This is a genomic window from Lonsdalea iberica (genome assembly GCF_002111585.1).
Lineage (GTDB): Bacteria > Pseudomonadota > Gammaproteobacteria > Enterobacterales > Enterobacteriaceae > Lonsdalea > Lonsdalea iberica.
This window is the reverse complement of record NZ_LUTP01000026.1, coordinates 12,666-32,432: the sequence shown is the minus strand read 5'-3', so window position 1 is coordinate 32,432 and position 19,767 is coordinate 12,666. Positions and strand designations below refer to the sequence as shown.

General features: G+C 58.9%; 15 protein-coding genes. 7 read left to right on the top strand and 8 right to left on the bottom strand.

Translation table 11 applies throughout. The annotated features are described in order from the left end of the window. Window positions 1–62: 62 nt before the first annotated feature. The 4 genes from AU511_RS11245 to AU511_RS11230 form a co-directional block, all read right to left on the bottom strand. Window positions 63–1,178, bottom strand: coding sequence for an NADH:flavin oxidoreductase/NADH oxidase (locus tag AU511_RS11245; RefSeq protein WP_094109710.1), 1,116 nt, complete (start codon window positions 1,176–1,178; stop codon window positions 63–65). Between the two features lie 404 nt (window positions 1,179–1,582). Continuing rightward, on the bottom strand, window positions 1,583–2,938 hold the full coding sequence (locus tag AU511_RS11240) for a carboxylesterase family protein (protein WP_094109708.1): 1,356 nt from the start codon (window positions 2,936–2,938) through the stop codon (window positions 1,583–1,585). A 331-nt stretch (window positions 2,939–3,269) separates the two neighbouring features. Next, window positions 3,270–4,292 (bottom strand): LLM class flavin-dependent oxidoreductase, encoded by a 1,023-nt coding sequence (locus tag AU511_RS11235; protein ID WP_094109707.1) that lies wholly within the window; start codon window positions 4,290–4,292, stop codon window positions 3,270–3,272. 239 nt (window positions 4,293–4,531) lie between these two features. Continuing rightward, entirely contained in the window at window positions 4,532–5,869 is a 1,338-nt protein-coding gene (locus tag AU511_RS11230) for a neutral/alkaline non-lysosomal ceramidase N-terminal domain-containing protein (protein WP_094109705.1), read from the bottom strand. A 297-nt stretch (window positions 5,870–6,166) separates the two neighbouring features. Here AU511_RS11230 and AU511_RS11225 point away from each other — a divergent pair, with 297 nt between their 5' ends. Then, on the top strand, window positions 6,167–7,438 hold the full coding sequence (locus AU511_RS11225; RefSeq protein ID WP_240503816.1) for an SfnB family sulfur acquisition oxidoreductase: 1,272 nt from the start codon (window positions 6,167–6,169) through the stop codon (window positions 7,436–7,438). A 285-nt stretch (window positions 7,439–7,723) separates the two neighbouring features. On the opposite strand, the gene AU511_RS11220 is transcribed toward AU511_RS11225, so the two are convergent. After that, the gene (locus AU511_RS11220) at window positions 7,724–8,398 is read right to left on the bottom strand and encodes a MarC family NAAT transporter (protein WP_094102068.1); all 675 of its coding nucleotides are present in this window, start codon (window positions 8,396–8,398) and stop codon (window positions 7,724–7,726) included. Window positions 8,399–8,741: 343 nt separating this feature from the next. Here AU511_RS11220 and AU511_RS11215 point away from each other — a divergent pair, with 343 nt between their 5' ends. The 3 genes from AU511_RS11215 to AU511_RS11205 all read left to right on the top strand — a co-directional run bounded on the left by AU511_RS11215 (window position 8,742) and on the right by AU511_RS11205 (window position 12,500). Beyond that, window positions 8,742–9,575 carry a VOC family protein gene (locus AU511_RS11215; RefSeq protein WP_094109702.1) on the top strand — a complete coding sequence of 278 codons (834 nt, stop codon included), beginning with the start codon at window positions 8,742–8,744 and terminating at the stop codon, window positions 9,573–9,575. A gap of 283 nt (window positions 9,576–9,858) precedes the next feature. Continuing rightward, on the top strand, window positions 9,859–11,199 hold the full coding sequence (locus AU511_RS11210; RefSeq protein WP_100059670.1) for a hypothetical protein: 1,341 nt from the start codon (window positions 9,859–9,861) through the stop codon (window positions 11,197–11,199). 245 nt (window positions 11,200–11,444) lie between these two features. Continuing rightward, window positions 11,445–12,500 (top strand): NAD(P)-dependent alcohol dehydrogenase, encoded by a 1,056-nt coding sequence (locus tag AU511_RS11205; RefSeq protein WP_094102067.1) that lies wholly within the window; start codon window positions 11,445–11,447, stop codon window positions 12,498–12,500. Between the two features lie 144 nt (window positions 12,501–12,644). Here the strand turns inward: AU511_RS11205 and bcsG are convergent, their stop codons facing one another. From bcsG to bcsE, 3 genes are read right to left on the bottom strand one after another with little or no spacing between them, the layout of a single operon-like run. Beyond that, window positions 12,645–14,306, bottom strand: coding sequence for a cellulose biosynthesis protein BcsG (bcsG, locus tag AU511_RS11200; RefSeq protein WP_094109701.1), 1,662 nt, complete (start codon window positions 14,304–14,306; stop codon window positions 12,645–12,647). A gap of 2 nt (window positions 14,307–14,308) precedes the next feature. After that, window positions 14,309–14,494: a cellulose biosynthesis protein BcsF gene (locus AU511_RS11195; protein WP_094109700.1), complete on the bottom strand. Its 186-nt coding sequence runs from the start codon at window positions 14,492–14,494 to the stop codon at window positions 14,309–14,311. Then, window positions 14,491–16,017: a cellulose biosynthesis protein BcsE gene (bcsE, locus tag AU511_RS11190; RefSeq protein WP_276207164.1), complete on the bottom strand. Its 1,527-nt coding sequence runs from the start codon at window positions 16,015–16,017 to the stop codon at window positions 14,491–14,493. Before bcsE ends, AU511_RS11195 begins: the two co-directional genes overlap by 4 nt. Before the next feature lie 229 nt (window positions 16,018–16,246). Between bcsE and bcsR the strand changes: the two genes are divergently transcribed. From bcsR to bcsA, 3 genes are read left to right on the top strand one after another with little or no spacing between them, the layout of a single operon-like run. After that, window positions 16,247–16,453 (top strand): cellulose biosynthesis protein BcsR, encoded by a 207-nt coding sequence (bcsR, locus tag AU511_RS11185; protein WP_094109698.1) that lies wholly within the window; start codon window positions 16,247–16,249, stop codon window positions 16,451–16,453. Then, window positions 16,444–17,175 (top strand): cellulose biosynthesis protein BcsQ, encoded by a 732-nt coding sequence (gene bcsQ / locus AU511_RS11180; protein ID WP_094109696.1) that lies wholly within the window; start codon window positions 16,444–16,446, stop codon window positions 17,173–17,175. The genes bcsR and bcsQ overlap by 10 nt, the downstream gene beginning before the upstream one ends. Next, entirely contained in the window at window positions 17,172–19,766 is a 2,595-nt protein-coding gene (gene bcsA, locus AU511_RS11175; protein ID WP_094109694.1) for a UDP-forming cellulose synthase catalytic subunit, read from the top strand. Before bcsQ ends, bcsA begins: the two co-directional genes overlap by 4 nt. Window position 19,767: the final 1 nt, after the last annotated feature.

Here is a 19,767-nt window from a genome sequence, read left to right as displayed (position 1 = left end):
TTTGTTAACGCCTGATCTCAGAACGGTGGCGCTCCGGCGTTAAGCGAGCCCGGCCGCAAACGCTATGACGACAATTTGCCCGCGCCGTGATAGGTCTCCAGCCAGTGCGCATAGGGCGCGGGCAGTACCCAATCTGGACGGTCGATTTTCAGCGACTGCGCCAGCACATAGGGATAGTGCGGATTCGCCAGCATCGCCCTGCCGATCATCACTAAATCCACCTGTTTCTCCGCCACGACGCGCTCTGCCAGCATAGGCTCATCGACTCCCCAGCCGACCGCGACGTGCACCCCGGCGCCGCGGCTCACCTGCTCGGCTAGCGGCGCCAACAGAGCCGGCGTTCCCCACGGGATTTGCGTATCGGGAATGACGAAGTTGATGCTGACGTTCAGCAGATCCAACCCTCCGGCCCGCATCCGCCGAACCCCTTCGATGGACTCCGCCAGCGTGCGTTCATCGTTGCCGTCGTATTCGATCACGCCGAAACGCGCGGTCAGCGGCAGATGTTCAGGCCAGACATCGCGAACCGCCGCCAGCGTTTCCTGCAGGAACCGGCTACGGTTTTCCAGATTTCCGCCATACCGATCGTCGCGGTGATTACTGTGGGGAGAAAAGAAACTTTGCGCCAGATAGCCGTGAGCGAAATGCAGCTCCAGCCATTCGAAACCGGCATCGCGAGCGCGGCGCGCAGCGGCGGCGAATTCCCCCGTCACCCGATCAATATCCTCGAATGTCATCTCACGCGGAACCCGCGGCAGATTCTCCCCATAGGCAATAGGCGAAGGCGCGATCGTCTCCCAGGCGCGGGGATCGTCCTTGGGAAGATGGTCATCGCCGTCCCACGGACGGTTGGCGCTGGCCTTCCGCCCTGCATGTGCGATCTGGATGCCGGGAACCGCGCCCGTCGCTTTGATCGACGCCGCGATGCGTGCCAGCCCTTCCGTCTGCGCATCATTCCACAGCCCAAGACAGTGCGGCGTGATGCGACCTTCAGGCGACACCGCCGTCGCCTCGACGATCACCAGACCGGCCCCGCCCCGCGCCAGTCCCGCATAGTGGACCTGATGCCAGTCGTTAGTAAGTCCCTCAGTGGCGCTGTACTGGCACATCGGCGGCACCGCGATGCGGTTACGCAGGGTAACGTCCTTCAGTGTGAATGGAGTGAACAATACCGACATATCGAACCTCGCTTTCTGTGAATGGAGTGGGCGGACTCGCTCGCCGTCATGGGGGCCGCGCCCGCAGGCGGTACGACGGAAGCCGACGCTTTAGGATGTCAACATGCGGGCAACCTCGGGCTGGCCGCAGATCAAGCATGGTTGATTTGTGGATCTTTTGCCCGATTAACTATTCATCACGCCAATCATTTATCAGGCAATCTCTGTCTGGACGACGCTTTTCGGCTCATCAGAGAGTCTGTCACGGCCGGGCTGGCCGCGGGATCGGGGGATGTCCATCCTCGGACATCCCCGTATTCAGCAGGATGGAGAGCGTGAGCGGCTTCTCTCGCCAAGACGAACTCGCCGCCGCCGATACACTGTTACTGCATCATATCGACTCGCGCCCGCCAGGCGTGTACGCCTTAGCGATGCTGGCGGAACAGCCACTCCCGAATGGGTTCAATGGTGTAGGCGATGCGCCAGGTATTACGATGGCCGCTCGCCCCGGCGCCCGACTGGTTGGGGGGGATGACCGTGCCTTTGGCAAACGACACATAGTTGATGGGGCACCCCTCAGACTCGATAGTCTGGCTGGCCTTGCGGAACTGGTCGGCCGACCACCTACCGTCCCAGACGGCGGTCGCTATCTTCGCGCCCTCTTTTTTCAATACCTCGGTGATCGCGTTCTGTCCCGGAAAAGCCTTGTCGTCATCCTGCGACACCAGAATCCACAGTTTTTGCCGGGCAAGCGGTTTGACCAGCGCCGGGTCCCATTGCCCCGCCACGAGAAACGAAGCGGCGAAAAAGGTCGGGTATTTGATGTTCATCGCTATCGACATCATGCAGCCGCCGGACTGCCCGGTCGCGTAGCATCGGTCGCGATCAATATTGTACTGCTCCGACAGCGACGTGATGAGATTGAGGGTGGCATCCAGCGCATCAGAAGTTTTCGCGTCGTCATCCGCGATGATTTCTGCGTATTGCGGGGCCAGCACAAACGCCGGACGTTGAGCCTGATCGGCCGGGCTGGCCCACGCAATCGCGCCTAACCCCTGATAGAGCGTGGTGCGGGTCACGTCACTGGTGGCCCCGGCATCGTGCATGAACAAGACCAGCGGATACGTCTGTTTCGGATCATAGTACTTGGGCACAAACAGGTTGTAGCGCAGTGTTTTACCCGTTTTCGCATCGTTAAACGTCAGCGACTGGAAGTCATCGACGACAAGATTTTCAACCTTGGTCGTCGTCAGCGGTGCAGGCATGGCGGCAATACGGTCACCTTGCACACTCTTGATGTCGCCAGTCTGAGACACATTGGCGACGGGGAGCGCATACGTCGTGTCGTATGCCGGAATATCCCCTGCTTTGCCGGGGCCGCCCTTGCCGCCGGACGACGGCGGATGAGCCCCCTTTTTGGCGTCCTTGGCGTCCATTTTCTCTACCAGCGGCGCATTCGCGTCATCCGGCGAGAGTGTCACAATGACGAAATGACCTTCGGCCGCTTTATCGTCGGGGTTGGCGGACGCACTGGCGAACACCCCGGTGACCGTCCGGCCTTCCACGCGGAAATCAGCCTTGCTCAGAGACTCGCCGCTAACGGCTTCGTCATACTCCACGGCGACGGCGGTCAGTCGAAGACCATCGCCAAAGACCCGCGTAATCGCGCTGGCGCCTTTGACTTTAGCGCGTATGCCCTGTTGGGCCAACGCGGAGGAATTGATGGCGATCATGGCTCCGGAAAGCAGGCTCATCACCAGAAAATCACGACGTGTGGGCATGGTTTATCCTTTCATTGCAAAGTCGTTGGTCATATATCGCTACGGCACTGTTCTCCCACCTTGCCAACCGCACGGGGCCAGGCCGGGGGACAAATGCCGTCGACACTCTATTTATCCTAGACCGTTGTCGACATCATTCGTTGCAATCCCCTGATGTCGTTACGAAATTTTTACACTCAACGCTTTCGGGAACGAGGTAGAAGACAGCGGAAAATGCCAAACCGCCGGGAAACGCCTGTGTTCGTAGATGCGACAGGGGCGTTTCACCGCGGACGGAAAGCGTGAACGCTACGCCGGGAAACGCGTGCCGAATCCCGCTTCAGCGGCGACGTTAGCGCCAGCCCAACCCCGGCGCAACCTGCGTCAGTATCGATTCGATCACATGCGCATTGTAGTCAACGCCCAGCTGGTTGGGCACGGTTAACAGCAGCGTGTCCGCTTCGGCAATCGCCTCATCCTGCGCAAGCTGCTTGATGAGCTGGTCTGGCTCGGCGGCATAGCTGCGGCCGAAAATCGCCCGCGTGTTGTCATCGAGGAACCCCACCTGATCGGCATCCTGTCCCTCGCCGCCGAAGTAAGCGCGATCCCGATCGTCTACCAGCGCGAAAATGCTCCTGCTCACCGACACGCGAGGTTCGCGCAAGTGTCCAGCCGCTTTCCATGCGTCGCGGTAGGCGCGGATCTGTTTCGCCTGCTGGATGTGGAACGGCTCACCGGTCTCGTCGTCCTTTAGCGTGGAACTTTGCAGATTCAGGCCAAGTTTGGCCGCCCACTCCGCCGTGGCGTTCGAGCCCGCCCCCCACCAAATGCGTTCGCGCAATCCTGCTGAGAAAGGTTCGAGGCGCAGTAGCCCCGGCGGATTGGGAAACATCGGCTGCGGATGCGGTTCGGCAAAACCTTCGCCACGCAGCGCTTCGAGCAGGACCTCGGTGTGGCGACGCGCCATGTCCGAGTCAATCTCGCCCTCCGCAGGCTGGTAGCCGAAATAGCCCCAACCGTCGATCACCTGCTCGGGGGAACCCCGGCTGATGCCGAGCTGAAGGCGCCCGCCCGAGATCAAATCGGCCGCGCCGGCGCTCTCGGCCATATACAGCGGATTTTCATAGCGCATGTCGATGACCCCGGTGCCGATCTCGATACGGCGGGTTTTCGCTCCCACCGCCGCCAGCAGCGGGAAAGGCGAACTGAGCTGACGTGCGAAATGGTGCACCCGAAAATAGGCGCCGTCCGCCCCCAGATCTTCCGCAGCGACGGCCAAATCAATGGATTGCATCAGCGTATCCGCCGCTGAACGCGTGGCCGACTGTGACGAGGGCGTCCAGTGGCCAAACGACAAAAATCCTATTTTTTTCACGGAACTTGGGTCCTTGTGGTGAGGATGGCGAGCCGACGGGTCACGCGACGGTGACAATGTCTCACCGCGGTATAAATTTTAGATGAGACTAGGCAGAAAGACCAAAACTGACCAGTTTCGCCGCACGACTGGCCAACCAGGCCCCGCGGGGGTCGCGTCGCCGTCACTGCCGTCTCTCCCCCCTGGCCGTTCGGGCAGAACGTGGCGCAAACTCGCCGTCCGCGCCACACGGCACGCGCTTATCGTTGTCGTTGCAGCGCGTTGCCTATCATCGTGGTGAAATTATTGACGATGGCGTCTTCCGCACAGCCTGCCTTCAGCGGGCTCGCCTTCACTTCAAAGACCTGATTGGGGTATGAGGCATCGTCCGGGATATAGCCGATACGATCGTTGACGATCGAGGTCAGGATGGTTTTGCGTAGCGGCGAATTTTGCGCGAGTCGATAACCGATGCGGGTCATCACTTCGCCCGAGACGCCGGCAATCGCCGTGTCGTTCAGCATCACCAAACCGAGGCGAAGATCCACACTGTCAACCTGCGCTTGATTCATATTCTCGGTCGTCTCCGTGCCTTGCTGCGTCGGGCAGCCGACCACCTTCTCCTCTGCACGGATGTCTACCCGCCGCGTCATATCGCTGGGCTTCATCGCGCTGGCGACACGCACAATCGCCTCGCCCGCCGCCAGCCCCTGAGTCGTGGCGGCATTCCAGGCGAACGCCGCATCTTCCTCGTCGGTGTCCGACAGGCCCGTGCGGAAGATCCTTGGGTTCTGGTCCGCGACCGTTCCTGCCGACCACAGGGACACCACATTCCCCCCCAGCGTTTTTTCCACATAGTCGGCGGCGACCCCGGTCAGATCCCCGGTAATCTGCTTGATGCCCAACGTCGCCATAGAGTGCACCGCATAATTCGTCAGCAGCGCGATTGGCTGACCGTCCAGCGCGTCGAACTTCATCACCCACAGGCCTTTATCCGACGGCCCAGTGGGGTTGACGCCCATAACCCAGCCGTCGGCGGTGTATTCATCGCGATTGACGTTGATGTTGACCGTCCCTTTCCCCACGCCGAAGCGTGCAGGTCTGGCCTGCTGGTCAGACTGGCGAAGCGCCTCGACCATTTTGGTGTAGAGTATTTCGCTCCAGGCCAAGGACGTCGCTGTGCCCTCGTGCGCCATCGCGCCCGGAGACACATTGCCTACCCGCGGCGCGCTGTGATCGTGCGTGGCGAAGATCAGAATGTTGGCGAATGGTATCTGCAACTCTTTTTCGATCCGCTGTCGCACCGCCGTCGTGTCACCGACTTCCATGGCATCGACGGAAACCAGCGCGACCTTATTGCCGCCGCTATGAATGAGCAACGTACGCATATAAATGGGATCGTGCACCCCGTTGAAATCCCCGCCCATCGGGTTCATGTCTTTCAGCGTGGTGGGCGTGATATCCACTTTGGCCGCGCCGACGCGCAGCAGGTCGTGATCCGCCGCCGTGGCGGGCGAAAGCAGGCTACTGGCGCACAGCATCACGCCGAGCGCGACGGAGGTGGGATGTAATATGGGGAGAGATAAATGCTTAGACATATGTTGTTTCCTTTCAACAAGTCGGCATAGCCGAGGGGGGATAAAGCCGGAGCCCGACAGGCTAAGCGGGTCGGCACGAGTTACCGCTGCTGAGATCGCTCACCGCAGCGCGCATGTCATCAAAGCGCCAACCATTTTCCTTAAAGGCGTAGGCTGCGACATAAGCTAATCTGTTTTTTATCTATAAAAAACATACACCTGACTAATAAGGTTATCCAGAATTTATCTATAAGACCCGGCGCTGCGATTGCTAGGATGAAGGCCTCGGCGCCGATGCGCCTTCGTCCGCGAGGAGAAATGCTCATGTCCACCATCGAAGTGACCGCCACTCGGCCGGAAGTCCGGGTCAATTCTGCCGAACCGTTTACCCCGCTCCCCCGCCCGACGTCGCCTGCGCATATCATCGCCAGCGATGAAGAGGCGATCGCCGTCGCCGAACGGCTGGCCGCGCAATTTGCGCCGGGAGCCGCACGCCGCGATCGTGAAGGCATTTTGCCGATTGCCGAGCTGGAGGCGTTTTCGCAAAGCGGGCTTTGGGGCATCACGATACCGCGCGCCTACGGCGGGGCGGGCGTTTCCTACGCCACCGTGGCGCAGGTGATCGCGATAATCTCCACGGCGGATTCGGCCCTGGGACAGATCCCGCAGAATCATATGGCGGGTGTGGCGCATCTGCTGACCGACGGCACCGAGAGTCAGAAAACAACGCTGCTGGCCGGGATTCTCCAGGGCATACGCTGGGGCAACGCCTTCTCGGAAAAGGGCGGCGCCACCGTGTCCGACTTCAAAACCACGCTACGCCGCGAAGGCAAGGAGGTCGTCGTCACCGGTGAGAAGTTCTACGCCACCGGCGCGCTGCTGGCACATGTGGTCCATACGGTCGCCCTCGACGAGGAAGGGCTGCCGCATCTGGTCGTGTTCGATCGCGACGCGCCGGGATTGACGGTGATTAACAACTGGTCGAGCTTCGGTCAGCGCACCACCGCCTCAGGCACCGTCATCCTAGACCATGTTCGTGCCCCCATAGAACGCGTGATTCCCGCCTGGCGCGCCTTCGATCGACCCACCCCTTCCGGGCCGATATCGCAGATCATCCAGTCCGCCGTGGACGTCGGTATCGCTCGCGGCACGATCGCCGATACGATCTCGTTCGTGCGGGAAAAAACGCGCCCCTGGATCGACAGCGATAAAGAGACTGCCGCGGAAGATGTTTTCACCATCGCCGCCGTAGGCGATCTGTCTATTCGCCTGCACGCCGCCGAGGCGCTGCTGGAGCGTGCCGGGCGCCTGATTGACGTTGCCGTCGCGACGCCAGATGAAGAGACGGTCGCCGCCGCCGCTATCGCCACCGCCGAGTCAAAAGTGCTTTCCACGGAGATTGCCCTCCTGGCCGGGAACAAACTGTTCGAACTGGCCGGAACACGCGCCACGCTGGCCGAATACAATCTCGACCGCCACTGGCGCAACGCCCGGACGCACACGCTGCACGACCCGGTGCGCTGGAAGTATTTCCACGTCGGCAACTACTATCTGAATCGGGTGAAACCCCCGCGTCACGCCTGGAACTGACCGCGCAAGCCACAACTGAGGAGCGTTTAAAGGAAATGCAGTAAATAGACGAAAGCGTTAAGCAGGACATTGGCGCGATGAAACCGTCTCATTACCGATGTCGAGCGTCGCCCAGACCTTGTCTGGGCTGATTCATGACTCGAAGGTCGTCGTCATGATGACGGAGTCAGTCATTAATTCATTGAAAAAATGTCCTCAACACCCCGCCAGACGAAGCCCCATCGCTCGATAATCAGATAGCTGCTGACCCCACCCTCCGCCTCCCTCACAGAAAAAACGCGGGTTTCAGTAGGACGAAATCAGCTCCATCACCCCATTGATGATGAACTGTACCCCCATGCAGACCAGGAGAAAGCCCATCAGCCGCGAAACGGCGTCGATACCGCTTTTACCAATCAAACGCATGATGAAACCCGCGCTTTTCAGGCATACCAGCAGGATAAGCGCCACCGCGATAAACGTCATCACCGGACTCACGACCAGCACCCAAGGTTCGAACCCAAGCGAGTTGGCTTTCAGCGTCGACACCGAGCTGATAATCATCGCTATCGTCCCCGGCCCTGCGCTTCCGGGCATCGCCAGCGGTACAAACGCGATATTTTCCGAATCCTTTTTGGTCACGTCCGGCACGGTTTGATCCGCCGATGCCGTCTCAATATGCGACTTCTGGGGAAACAGCATGCGAAAACCAATAAAGGCGACAATCAAGCCGCCGGCGATACGTAACCCCGGGATCGAAATGCCAAAGGTATTCATGACCAGCTGACCCGCATAAAAAGCTACCATCATGATCAGAAATACGTAAAACGCCGCCATGGTGGACTGCTGACTGATGTCTTTGCGAGTCATGTTCCCCGACAGGCTCAATAGCAACGCCACCGATGTCAACGGGTTGACCAGCGGCAATAGCAGCACCAGCCCCAACCCTACGGCTTCAAACAATTCAGATATTCCGGTCATACGGCTTCCTTATGAATCCAGCGGTGCGATGAACCCCACCCTAGCATAGGAAAAATGGCGGAGAACAGGGGGTTATCGTCAGAATTAGCTCTCGCCCGTCACGTCTGCTCCCCCCTCTCTTCGGGCTTGATGGCGGGAAACGCCCATCCGGCCGGAACGCCCCCTCTCACAGCCAGCATACCGCTGTGACGCTATGGGGGACCGGTCTTTCGCCACCGCTTTTCGAGGGGGTTTTTCGTCCATTTCCGTGGTGCCCCATCGTCCATAACGCTCGGCAACGCTGCTACAATGGGGTCGGCGGGCTCGCCCCGCGATCCACTCATTAACACAGGGAGAATGGTGTATGCCTGAATTACCCCCCGTGGTCGACCATGTGATCATCAACGTCGCCGACCAATTGGATGAAGCCAGCACGCTGTTTCGTCGTCTCGGTTTTCAACTCAGCGAACGCGGCCATCACACCATGGGCTCTAGCAACCATCTGGCGATCTTCGGCGAGACCTATCTTGAACTATTGGGCTATGAGCCCGATACCGGAAAAGATTTTTGCCAGTCCCCGCTCGGCCTTAGCGGACTGGTCTGGAAAACCTCAGACGCGGACGCGGTCTATCGGCACCTGCAACAGCAGCAGCTCGCCGGGGAAGCGCCCGCGTCCTTTTCCCGACCGGTGACGCTGCCGGACGGTAGCCCGCTGGAAGCGCGCTTTCGCATCGCCCGGTTACGCGCCGACGCCATTGCGAACGGCGTCAGCTTCTTTTGCCAGCACCTGACGCCGGAAGCCGTGTGGCAGCCCGAGTGGCGCAAACATCGCAACGGCGTCGTCGAAATCTCAGAGTTCGTCATCGCCGCCGAGCGTCCCGAGGACGCCGCCGCCGTCTATCGGCGACTGTTTGACGCCGCGGTGTTCACCCCCGCCGCCAACGGTGAATTACGCTTACAGGCAGGTGAGACGCAGGTGCGCTTTATCAGTAACGCGTCCGCCCGCGCCGAATTCGGCGCGCTGCCCAGTGATGACAACGGTAAACCCCGCATGGCGGCGCTCAGCTTCAAGACCCGTTCGCTTGACCAGACGCGTCAAAGCCTGCTGGCCGGCAATCTGCCGTTTGTCGAGAAAGAAAACGACATTCTGGTGCCGACAGAAGCCGGATTTGATCTCGCGCTGCGATTTCGCCCTTAAGAAGGATGAAAATCCGGGACCCGTGACGGAACGCTCACGTCCGACTGAGGTCGGATAAATAAGGAGATGGAGTGTGACGTCACCGTTGAAAGCCGAATGATAGGGGCTAACGCCATTCATCGCCTCGTCTGACGCCGTTTGCCGCGCTATTTCCTAAGACATTTTATTTTTCGTCGTCCTCGTTACACGCTCTTGTCGGGCGTATCGAGGAATTTTCGGGGGGGACGACGACATCCACGCAACGATTACTAGCCGCCGCCGCGAGCGGCCAAACGATGGGCCGATGATGAAAAAAACGTTCCTGCGCTCCTCCCTGGCGATGGGCATTATGCTGCTTTGCGGACTAGCTCAAGCCGCCTCATTCACCGCTGGCGCGGGCCGGGCGGACATCACCATCCCAGACGACATCTACCCTATCGACGGCTTCGTCGGGCAGCACGATCCGCTGGCAACACGCGTGATTCTGCTGGATGACGGGACAACCCGGCTGGGCATTGTCGTTGTGGATCAGACTTCGCTGTCCAATGAATCGATCGCCAACATGAAGGCCGCCCTCCAGCAGGTGGCGCAGGTCGCCCCGGAGCGGACGATTGTCAGCGCCAGCCACGGCTTTTCCGCGCCGCATATTTTACCGCATGAACATACCTCGCCTGACGTTCAAGCTCAGTCCACGCGGATGCAGCAGGCCATGGTGACTGCGGTACGCTCTGCGGCACTGTCGGCGGTCAACGCCATGACCGCGGCCCGGGTAGGCTACGGGGAAGGCGTCAGCCGGGTGAATGTCAATCGTGACGTCCCGACGCCGTTCGGCTGGTGGCTCGGCGCCAACGAAAAAGGGAATACCGACCCGGTGTTGTCCGTATTGCGGATCGATACCGCTCAGGGTGCGCCGCTGGCCGCCATGATCAATTACGCCGTGCAGTCTTCGGTGATGGACGGCTCCACGCTCAAAGCGGGCGGCAAACTGATCACGCCGGATCTGGCGGGCGTCGCCACACGCTACGTGGAACAGCACGGCGGCGAGCCGGTCGCGGCATTTTTGGTCGGCGCGGCGGGCGATCAGGCGCCTCGTCGTCAGGCTAATCGACACGTCGTCAACCGAGACGGCAGCGTCACACGCGTCGACAGCCATGAAGAGGGGGTTACGCTGCTCGATCAACTCGGCACGGAGTTAGGTCGCGCGGCGGCTGACGTCTCCGGCGGCATTCACGCCACCGCCTCCCCAACGCTGGCGCTGGAAAGAAAAAGCGTCACGGTGACGTCGCAAACGAACTCGCCTGGGAATGCGCCCAAAGGTCCGGTGACCACCTATACTTACACGCCGGGCCGCCCCGTCGCACTGCCGGTGGTGCTGATCCGGATCGGCGATATCGCGCTGGTCGGCGTGCAGCCGGAGCTGGCGGCGCAGATCGGCGAACGAATTAAAGCCGAGTCGCCGTTTGCACATACGTTGGTACTGACGATGGTCGACGGCGCGGCAAAATATCTGCCGGATGACGACAGCTACAACCGGTTCACCTACGAGGCGCGCAATTCCGGCTTCGCGCAAGGTTCGGCAGACAAGCTGGTTGACGCCGTTCGTGGCTGGTTGAACGACTTACATCGCGCCGCTCCGTCTCCATAACCCAAAAGTGCGGGGGGCTTGTTTCCTATTATGCGAAATGCAACACAGATACGGCAGAGGATTTGACGGCGAGAAAACAACGGCGAAGTCATACCGCAACGGCATCGCCGCCCTTCCGATATGGGGTCGTTATCGCCGTCCCTTCGGCCTTCACAGGGCTGTGTCTCACGATAAGTCGCGTTACCGACTTCCGCCCGTTTCGGCGGTCATTACGCCCGACGGTCATTACCCAATGAAACAGGAGAATGAACATGAAAGTGCTCGGCTATGCCGCTAAGTCCGCCCAGGCCCCTCTGGCGCCGCTTGAGTTCACCCGCCGCGAACCGCGACCTGACGATGTCGTCATCGAAGTATTGTACTGCGGCGTCTGTCATTCCGACCTGCATCAGGCACGTAACGACTGGGGAATCAGCTTTTATCCGCTGGTGCCCGGCCATGAAGTCGTGGGTCGCGTCACCGAGGTCGGCAGCGAGGTGACCCAGTTTAAACCGGGCGACCTCGCGGGCATCGGCTGCATGGTGGACTCGTGTCGCGAATGCCAGCCCTGTCAGCAAGGTCTGGAGCAGTACTGTGAAGAGGGAAATATTCAGACTTACAACGGACACGATCGCCACGATCACCAGCCGACCTACGGCGGCTATTCGCAAAAAATCATCGCGTCGCAGGACTTCGTGCTGCGGATCCCGGACAGCATCGATCTGAAAGCCGTCGCTCCGCTGCTGTGCGCGGGCATCACCACCTGGTCGCCGCTGCGCAAGTGGAACGTGACCAAAGGCAGTAAAGTCGCCGTCGTGGGCCTCGGCGGTCTGGGTCACATGGCGCTGAAGTTGGCGCATGCGATGGGCGCGGACGTGACGCTGTTCACCCGCAGCAAGAGCAAAGAAGCCGACGCTCGCCGGCTGGGGGCGCATCACATTGTGCTCTCATCCGACTCGGCCCAGATGGAAGCGGTCAGCAACCACTTCGATCTGATTATTGATACGGTGCCTTACGAGCACGACGTGAATCCCTATATGACCACCCTGGCATTGGACGGTACGCTGGTGTTTGTCGGCCAGATCGGCAACATCGAACCGCCGCTAAGCACGATGCCGATGGTGTTAGGTCGCCGTTCTGTCGCAGGCTCCTGCATCGGCGGAATTGCGGAAACACAGGAGATGCTCGACTTCTGCGGCAAACACGGCATCGTTTCTGACGTCGAGGTCATCGATATCCAGCAAATCAACGACGCTTATGAACGGCTGCTCAAAAGCGACGTGAAATATCGCTTCGTCATCGACATGGCATCGCTGAAGGCATAACAGTTAAACGTTAACTCTCGGCGCGTCCGGCGCCCGCATCGTGATGAGATTCATGGCGATGCGGGCCGTTTTTTATTGCCGGCACAAAAAGGCGCCGGGGATAAATCCACGGCGCCCTCGTGATATCGAGCAGGGTCGTCAGCGTCAGGGGTAGTTTACCCAGTCGCCGCCGTTGAGTCGTATCCAGGTTTTCCCCTGATAACGCATGACCACCGCCCCGTCGTTTTCCGACACCACCGGCGTCGTCGGCAGGTTGTCGGTCAGAACCGACATATTGACGTTGGCCGCGTTAAACACCTGGCCATCCACCACGCGGGAAATCAGCTCGGACAGCGCCAGCATGCTGGTCGGCGCATCGACGCGCAGCGGCTGCTCTTGATGCGGCGCTTTCATACCGGCGAACAGAATGCCTACCGGCACATGCGTGATACTCGGGCTTGGGATATCCCTCAGACCGGACATCTGCATCTTATCGCCAGCCAGCGCCGCGCCGTGTTCCGGCACGACGATCACCATCACGCGCCGTCCCGACTCATCAAGCTGGCGCATGAAGGTTTCCAACTGATCGAACATCTGTTGCGCCCGCGGTTGATAGGGTGCGGAGCGCGTCGTCCCAGGCTCCCGCGTTCCATCATGCAGCGGGATCACGTTGAAGAAGGTCGCGCTGCGCGTCTCTTTACTCTGCTGACGTTCGTCCATCCAGCGCTGCATCAGCTGCGCATCGTTGAACACGGGAGTGCCGTCGAACGAGGTATAGGCCGGCGCGATCCCCGCCTGAGACAGTAGCGGCGCACCGATCCCGCCCTGCTCACGCAGCGACTTCAGGTAGCCGCCGAAATTACCGGGGTGATCCAGCACCAGTTGCTGACGGAAACCGAGTTTTTCGAGATTGTCGAACAGATAGCAGTGATCCGCCGTCGGCTTGTAGATCTCGCTATGCGACGTCTGACCACAGCTGGCGCGTAGCAGGCGGATGCCCGCAGGGCCGCTGTAACCGGTCGCCGAGTTGTAATTGCCAAGCAGGATATCGAACCGTTTCCACAGCGGATGATGACGGAGCTGCACCGTGTCCAGATCTGACCAGGACAGCGAGCAGATATTGATGATCAGCACGTCAAAAGGCTGCGAATCCGCTGGGAGCGTTTGAGGAAAGTGCGTGACGCGCTGCTTTTCCAGCTCGTAAAAACGCGACAGAAAGGCCGTCAGATTGGCGCTCGTCGGCGGCGCGCTCTCGTCGAGTCCGTCCGGCGACGCGTTAGGCACGCCGGGCTGCGTCGTAGTGCTGTTGATCACAACCTGAGGCGTGGCCGCCGTCGTCGGCAGCAGTGAAAACGCCGGGCCGGCGATATTAATCATATTGATCCAGCACAGCATGGCCGTCACCAATACGGTGACGCGCACCCACTGGGCGATAAACAGGTACAGAACCCACATCACAAACGCGCAGGCCACCATCCGGCCATTGATGAATCGGTCTGCCAGATCGAGCAGATAATCACCTGAAAACTCAGTGAGTTGCGCTCCCTGGCTGAGGATAGTTTGAATCCCCGGCAGCCAGGTGTCGTGGTAAAACAACGCGATCCCGACGGGGATCGAGAGCCACTGACGCAGGCGGTGCAGACGCTGAGACGGCAACGGAAAAACCAGCCAGCATAGAAAGACCAGGTTATCCAGCGCGTGAAAGTTGAGATAGCCGAACCACAGCAGTGCGAACTTCAGCAAAAAATAGAAATTCCAGCCGCCCAAACCTCGCCAGCAGCCCCAGGAGGACGCCCCGTTGGGCGCCGCTTGTTTTACTTCAGTCATGATTATTTCACATCCGATTGTGAAGATTTTCGCCGCCAGGTTCCCACATATTTCATCGTGCGCGACGGCGTCAGACGATAAATAAAGCCCCGCCAACGTGCGGACAGCCAGCGAGGAAAAAACGTTCTCAACACTAACAGTGTCAGCAGGAAGAGAATGCCTGCCTGCATGATTCCTATCAGGTTCATTTATCCGCTCCTTTGCTCTGCGCCAGCGCGATGCGGTGCGGCACCCGGCGAGGCACAGGCGGTGTCGACGTCGTTTTAGGCGCGCTCGCGGCAGCGGTTATCGACGGCGCATGCGGGACCCTCGCGCCCATCAGGCGAATTTCCGACAGTATCGGCAGGTCTTCACACCAGACCTGACGATCGGAGAACATCTCGTCGTACGGCAACGGGAAAATAGACGCCAGCGCCGTTTTAAGATCGTGCAGATTGCAGGAAAACAGGAAGATGTACAGACGATTATCCATCACCGTGAACACATCGCCGTTACGCCGGGTTTTGCACAGCGTCAAAGCCTGCTCCGCCCTGAGCTGGCTCACCGGCGTCAACGCCACCAGCACGCCTTTGCTGTTTTCCGGCAGCAGCGGATCGTTCATCAACAGCGTCACCGTATGGCAGAACATCTCCAGTGACATGAACCCTTTCTGGCGCAGCGGCTGCTGTAGCTTCCGTAGTACGCTGAAATCCTTCGGCACATAGCGCTGATAACGTTGCCCTTGTAGCCCTTCGAGCATTATCAGAAAACGCGACAACGAGGTGCCGAACGGCACGATAATATTCACCCCGCAGGCCAGCAGCAGACGCTCATCATTTTGACGCTGGCCCACTTCCATCTCGCGCACGACAATCTTCAGCCCGGCGCCGCGAAGGCTGCGCAGTCGGTGGATATGGCGAGCCAATCCGCCGGTCTGATCGTTGTGGCTAAGGCTGAAAATCACCGTGGCGGAATCGGCCCCTTCGGCCTGTGCATAGACCTGCTCGTTACTGTCCTGTAATTGCCACTGGTTCGATAATGGGGGCGCCCCTTCCAATACGCTGCGTTCGGCAATAAAAATATGCTCGTCATTTAAGGTTAATGGCGTGTTTCGCTCGTCTTGTTTCATCAAAGAAAAACGATTTTGCTCAAAATTTAACGCTAACTGTCTGTCTGCCAACAATCGCGTAGCGTTATACCACCAATGTATTCTGTATTTCCAATTATCTTTCTGATATTCGAGACAGGAAAAACCATTTAAATAACAAAATAGGCCATGCAGATGATCACCGAGGGAGATTATTTTTCTTCCGTACGTAATAATTAGCAATGAAATATTTTTCTTTTTTAATACGCTTTTTATTCTTTTTAACCACTCAGATAATTCTGAAGAGGTTAATTTATCCCAATCACTAACCTCGGTATAAAACAAAACCAATTGAGGATTGGTTGAGGATGAAAATAGACGTAAAAAATCTTTATTCAACTTCAATAATGCTCGATTGGTTTGCGGTAATGAATACATAGGAATACGATCCGGCCCTGAAGTCAGTGGAGGGGTCAGCAGCTCCTGCGGCGCGGTGGCTGAGCTGAGTAGCGTCACTGCTGACTGGGCGCTCATGACCTGCCGAGCCAGTGCAATAGCATCTTCCTGCCGTTGAACCGTAACCCAATAACAACCTGCCGGCTGCATGAGCATTAATTCATCCGGCATTTGTTCTATTCCTAACATAGAGAAATATTTCATAGATTATTTTTTATAATAAGGAGATTGGAACGACGTTATCACTTGTCGTCAATTTTAAAATAATTGTAATATACACAACAACTATTACATCTTTATCCCATTAATTATGGCCTTCGACCACCTTTTAGATCACAATACAGATTAATCCGATAATTATAATAAAGCCAAAAGCTTTATTGTTAATCACATATAAAACGATAACCATCAGTGGACGATGAAAAGAGAAAACGCTGTTTATAAAAATGCGGGTTGCTTACAGCCGCAAAATGACATTGCCATATTGAATAAAGTTTTTTCATTAGCACCTATTCGGTATGTCGATATTGCCAGAGAAAATCGTTTGGCCAGAGTTATTGCACGCTGGTCTCTACTGCAAGAATTTAATTTCAAGCAGCAAGAGAACAGTGACTCATGCCAATAATTGCTTTCCAGGGAATACGCGGCGGCACCGGAACCACCGCACTCACTTCCGCACTGGCCTGGGCTCTCAACCAGAGCGGGGAATCGGTCATGGCATTGGACTTTTCTCCCGTCAACCAGCTTGGCACCCATTTCAACATCCCCGTGTCGTACCGCGACGGCTGGATGCGCGCAACGCTGGACGACGGTGACTGGCGGGAAAACGCCCTGCGCTATCTTTCCGGCCTCGACTTCATTCCGTTCGGCCGCTTGGACGCCGACGAGCAGATGCGCTATCAGACGTCGTCGGCTGTCCTTCAGCCCTGGATCGACGATCGCCTGAACGCTCTGCGTCAGGACTATCGTTGGATTCTGCTGGATATACCGGCGCATCCGCTCCCGTTAACGCAGCAACTGCTGCATGCGGCAGACCGGACAATCCGCGTGATCACGCCGGACGCTAACTGCCATCTGCGCCTGCATCACGAACTCGTCGACGCCAACAATCTGTATCTCATCAATCGATTCAACGTCAACCGCGCCGTACAGCGAGATCTGCACCAACTGTGGAGCAGCACGCTGCAATCGCTGCTCCCGGTCATCGTCCATCAGGATGAAGCTTTTACCGAAGCGATGATGATGAAGCAGCCCGTGGGAGAGTATCGCCCGTCCAGTCTGGCGTCGGAGGAGATGGCGACGCTGGCGGCTTGGCTACTACTGAACGTGACGGAGCCCAAGGCATGAATTTATTACGCGGGCTGTTCTGCCCGCCTGTTCATCAGGCGCTGCAACGCCGCTACCGCAGCTATCGTCACCGGGGCGTGTCCAGCCCGACGGCGTGTCTGCAATGTCTGTGGGTCATGCTGGCGTGGACCTTCTGTCGTCTGGAAACTCCCGTCTGGCAGCGCATCATCGCCGAACGGCGTCAGCTGTTTCCGCATATCGCTGCGCAGCGCCCGCGACCGCTGGACGCGCTGCGTTATCTGCTGCAACTGGCCTGGCTGCTGCTGTTTTTCCCCGGCGACGCGCGACGTTCGTCATTCAGTGGGCTGCTGAACGGCCGTCGGCGTCTTTACCGCTGGCTTGACGGCCTGCCGGAGCGCGCTTCCCAGCGCCGGCTCCCTGCGCGGGCCGAGCGCCAGGTCAGTCGGCTGCCACTCTGGCTGCGACGGCTCACCCTCATCGGCTGCGCGATCCTCGTCGGACTGCTGGGACTGCTATGCATCTCGCAGCCGTTTGATATCGCCACCCAGTTCGTTTTCGTCCTGTTGCTGTGGGGCATGGCGATGGTCGTGCGCCGGCTGCCCGGCCGTTTGCCGACCATCATGCTGATCATGCTGTCGCTGACCGTCTCCTGCCGTTATCTCTGGTGGCGCTACAGCTCGACGCTTAACTGGGACGACCCGGTCAGCCTGGTGTTCGGACTGCTGCTGGTCGTCGCGGAAACCTACGCCTGGGGCGTACTGGTTCTCGGCTATTTTCAGACGCTGTGGCCGCTGCACCGCCAGCCGGTCGCCCTGCCCGACGATCCCAGCCTCTGGCCGACGGTCGATCTGCTGATCCCCACCTACAACGAACCGCTCAGCGTCGTTAAACCCACGCTCTACGCCGCGCTGGGCATCGACTGGCCGCAGGACAAGCTGACCATTTACGTGCTGGATGACGGCGACCGAGCGGAGTTTCGCGAGTTCGCCGACAGCATCGGCGTTCGCTATATCGCGCGCACCACCCACGAACACGCCAAGGCAGGAAACATCAACCACGCCCTGCGCACCGCCTGCAACAGCGAATACGTCACCATTTTCGACTGCGATCATGTGCCGGCGCGTTCCTTCCTACAGATGACAATGGGCTGGTTCCTGAAAGACCCGAAGATGGCGATGTTGCAAACGCCGCATCACTTCTTCTCGCCGGACCCGTTTGAGCGCAACCTCAACCGTTTTCGCCGTACGCCAAACGAAGGCACCCTGTTCTACGGACTGGTGCAGGACGGCAACGACGTCTGGGACGCGACGTTCTTCTGCGGCTCCTGCGCCATCATCCGCCGCAGCGCGCTGGATGAGATTGGCGGCATCGCCGTCGAAACCGTCACGGAAGATGCGCACACCTCCCTGCGGCTGCACCGGCTTGGCTATTCGTCGGCTTATATCCGCATCCCGCAGGCGGCCGGGCTGGCGACGGAGAGCCTGTCCGCGCATATCGGCCAGCGCATCCGCTGGGCGCGCGGCATGGTACAGATTTTTCGACTGGACAACCCGCTGATGGGAAAAGGGCTGACCTTTATGCAGCGGCTGTGCTACGCCAACGCCATGCTGCACTTTCTCTCCGGCATCCCGCGGCTGATCTTCCTGCTGGCGCCGCTGGCTTTCCTGCTGTGCCACGCCTACATCATCTTTGCGCCGGCGTTGGCCATCGCCATTTACGTGCTGCCGCATATGCTGCACACCAGCCTGACCAACTCCCGCATTCAGGGACGCTACCGACACTCGTTCTGGAGCGAGGTGTATGAAACCGTGCTGGCCTGGTATATCGCCCGTCCGACCACCGTCGCGCTGTTTAACCCCAACAAGGGCTCGTTCAACGTCACCGCTAAAGGGGGTCTGGTGGCCCAAAAACACCTCGACTGGGTGATCACGCGCCCCTACGTCATGCTGGTGTTGCTGAATCTGGCGGGGCTGGTTATGGCGTTCTGGCGGATGTACTTCGGTCCGCAGAACGAGGTGCTGACCGTGGTCGTCAGCCTGATCTGGGTGCTGTACAACATGGTGATTCTTGGCGGCGCCGTTTCCGTCGCGGTCGAAGCCCGACAGCTGCGCGAGTCGCACCGTGTGGACATCGATATGCCCGCCGCGCTGGCGCGGGAAAACGGTCATATGCTGCCCTGCACGCTGCGCGACTACTCAGATGGCGGCGTCGGGGTAGCGCTGCGGGACGAACTGGCGCTGTGCGCGAATGAAAAGGTGTTTTTGATACTGCAACGAGACGGTCAGGAGTTCTACTTCCCCTGCTACGTCCAACGCGTTCTGGGACGCGCAGCCGGGATTCGGCTGCACAATCTGACGACCGAACAGCAGGTCGACTTCATCCAATGCACATTTGCCCGCGCCGACACCTGGGCGTTGTGGCAAGACAGCTTTCCTCAGGACAAACCCCTGCATAGTCTCGCGGATATCGCCGTACTGGGTTTCAAAGGTTACTTACGCTTGGCCGAGTACGGACCGCCCCGGTTACGGCGGCTGTTCATGCTGCTCACAACCTTCGTCACCTGGATAGCTTCGTTTTTCCCCCAACAGGTCAGGATCAACTCTGCCGGCGCGTCCGGCCAGAAGGCATGAC

Excerpts from the sequence above, each read along its gene's own strand:
- bcsE (WP_276207164.1), bottom strand. The coding sequence starts at position 16,017 with ATGTTAGGAATAGAACAAATGCCGGATGAATTAATGCTCATGCAGCCG.
- AU511_RS11245 (WP_094109710.1), bottom strand. The coding sequence starts at position 1,178 with ATGTCGGTATTGTTCACTCCATTCACACTGAAGGACGTTACCCTGCGT.
- AU511_RS11240 (WP_094109708.1), bottom strand. The coding sequence starts at position 2,938 with ATGCCCACACGTCGTGATTTTCTGGTGATGAGCCTGCTTTCCGGAGCC.
- AU511_RS11195 (WP_094109700.1), bottom strand. The coding sequence starts at position 14,494 with ATGAACCTGATAGGAATCATGCAGGCAGGCATTCTCTTCCTGCTGACA.
- AU511_RS11210 (WP_100059670.1), top strand. The coding sequence starts at position 9,859 with ATGATGAAAAAAACGTTCCTGCGCTCCTCCCTGGCGATGGGCATTATG.
- AU511_RS11220 (WP_094102068.1), bottom strand. The coding sequence starts at position 8,398 with ATGACCGGAATATCTGAATTGTTTGAAGCCGTAGGGTTGGGGCTGGTG.
- AU511_RS11205 (WP_094102067.1), top strand. The coding sequence starts at position 11,445 with ATGAACATGAAAGTGCTCGGCTATGCCGCTAAGTCCGCCCAGGCCCCT.
- bcsA (WP_094109694.1), top strand. The coding sequence starts at position 17,172 with ATGAATTTATTACGCGGGCTGTTCTGCCCGCCTGTTCATCAGGCGCTG.
- AU511_RS11215 (WP_094109702.1), top strand. The coding sequence starts at position 8,742 with ATGCCTGAATTACCCCCCGTGGTCGACCATGTGATCATCAACGTCGCC.
- bcsQ (WP_094109696.1), top strand. The coding sequence starts at position 16,444 with ATGCCAATAATTGCTTTCCAGGGAATACGCGGCGGCACCGGAACCACC.
- AU511_RS11225 (WP_240503816.1), top strand. The coding sequence starts at position 6,167 with ATGCTCATGTCCACCATCGAAGTGACCGCCACTCGGCCGGAAGTCCGG.
- AU511_RS11230 (WP_094109705.1), bottom strand. The coding sequence starts at position 5,869 with ATGTCTAAGCATTTATCTCTCCCCATATTACATCCCACCTCCGTCGCG.
- bcsR (WP_094109698.1), top strand. The coding sequence starts at position 16,247 with ATGAAAAGAGAAAACGCTGTTTATAAAAATGCGGGTTGCTTACAGCCG.
- bcsG (WP_094109701.1), bottom strand. The coding sequence starts at position 14,306 with ATGACTGAAGTAAAACAAGCGGCGCCCAACGGGGCGTCCTCCTGGGGC.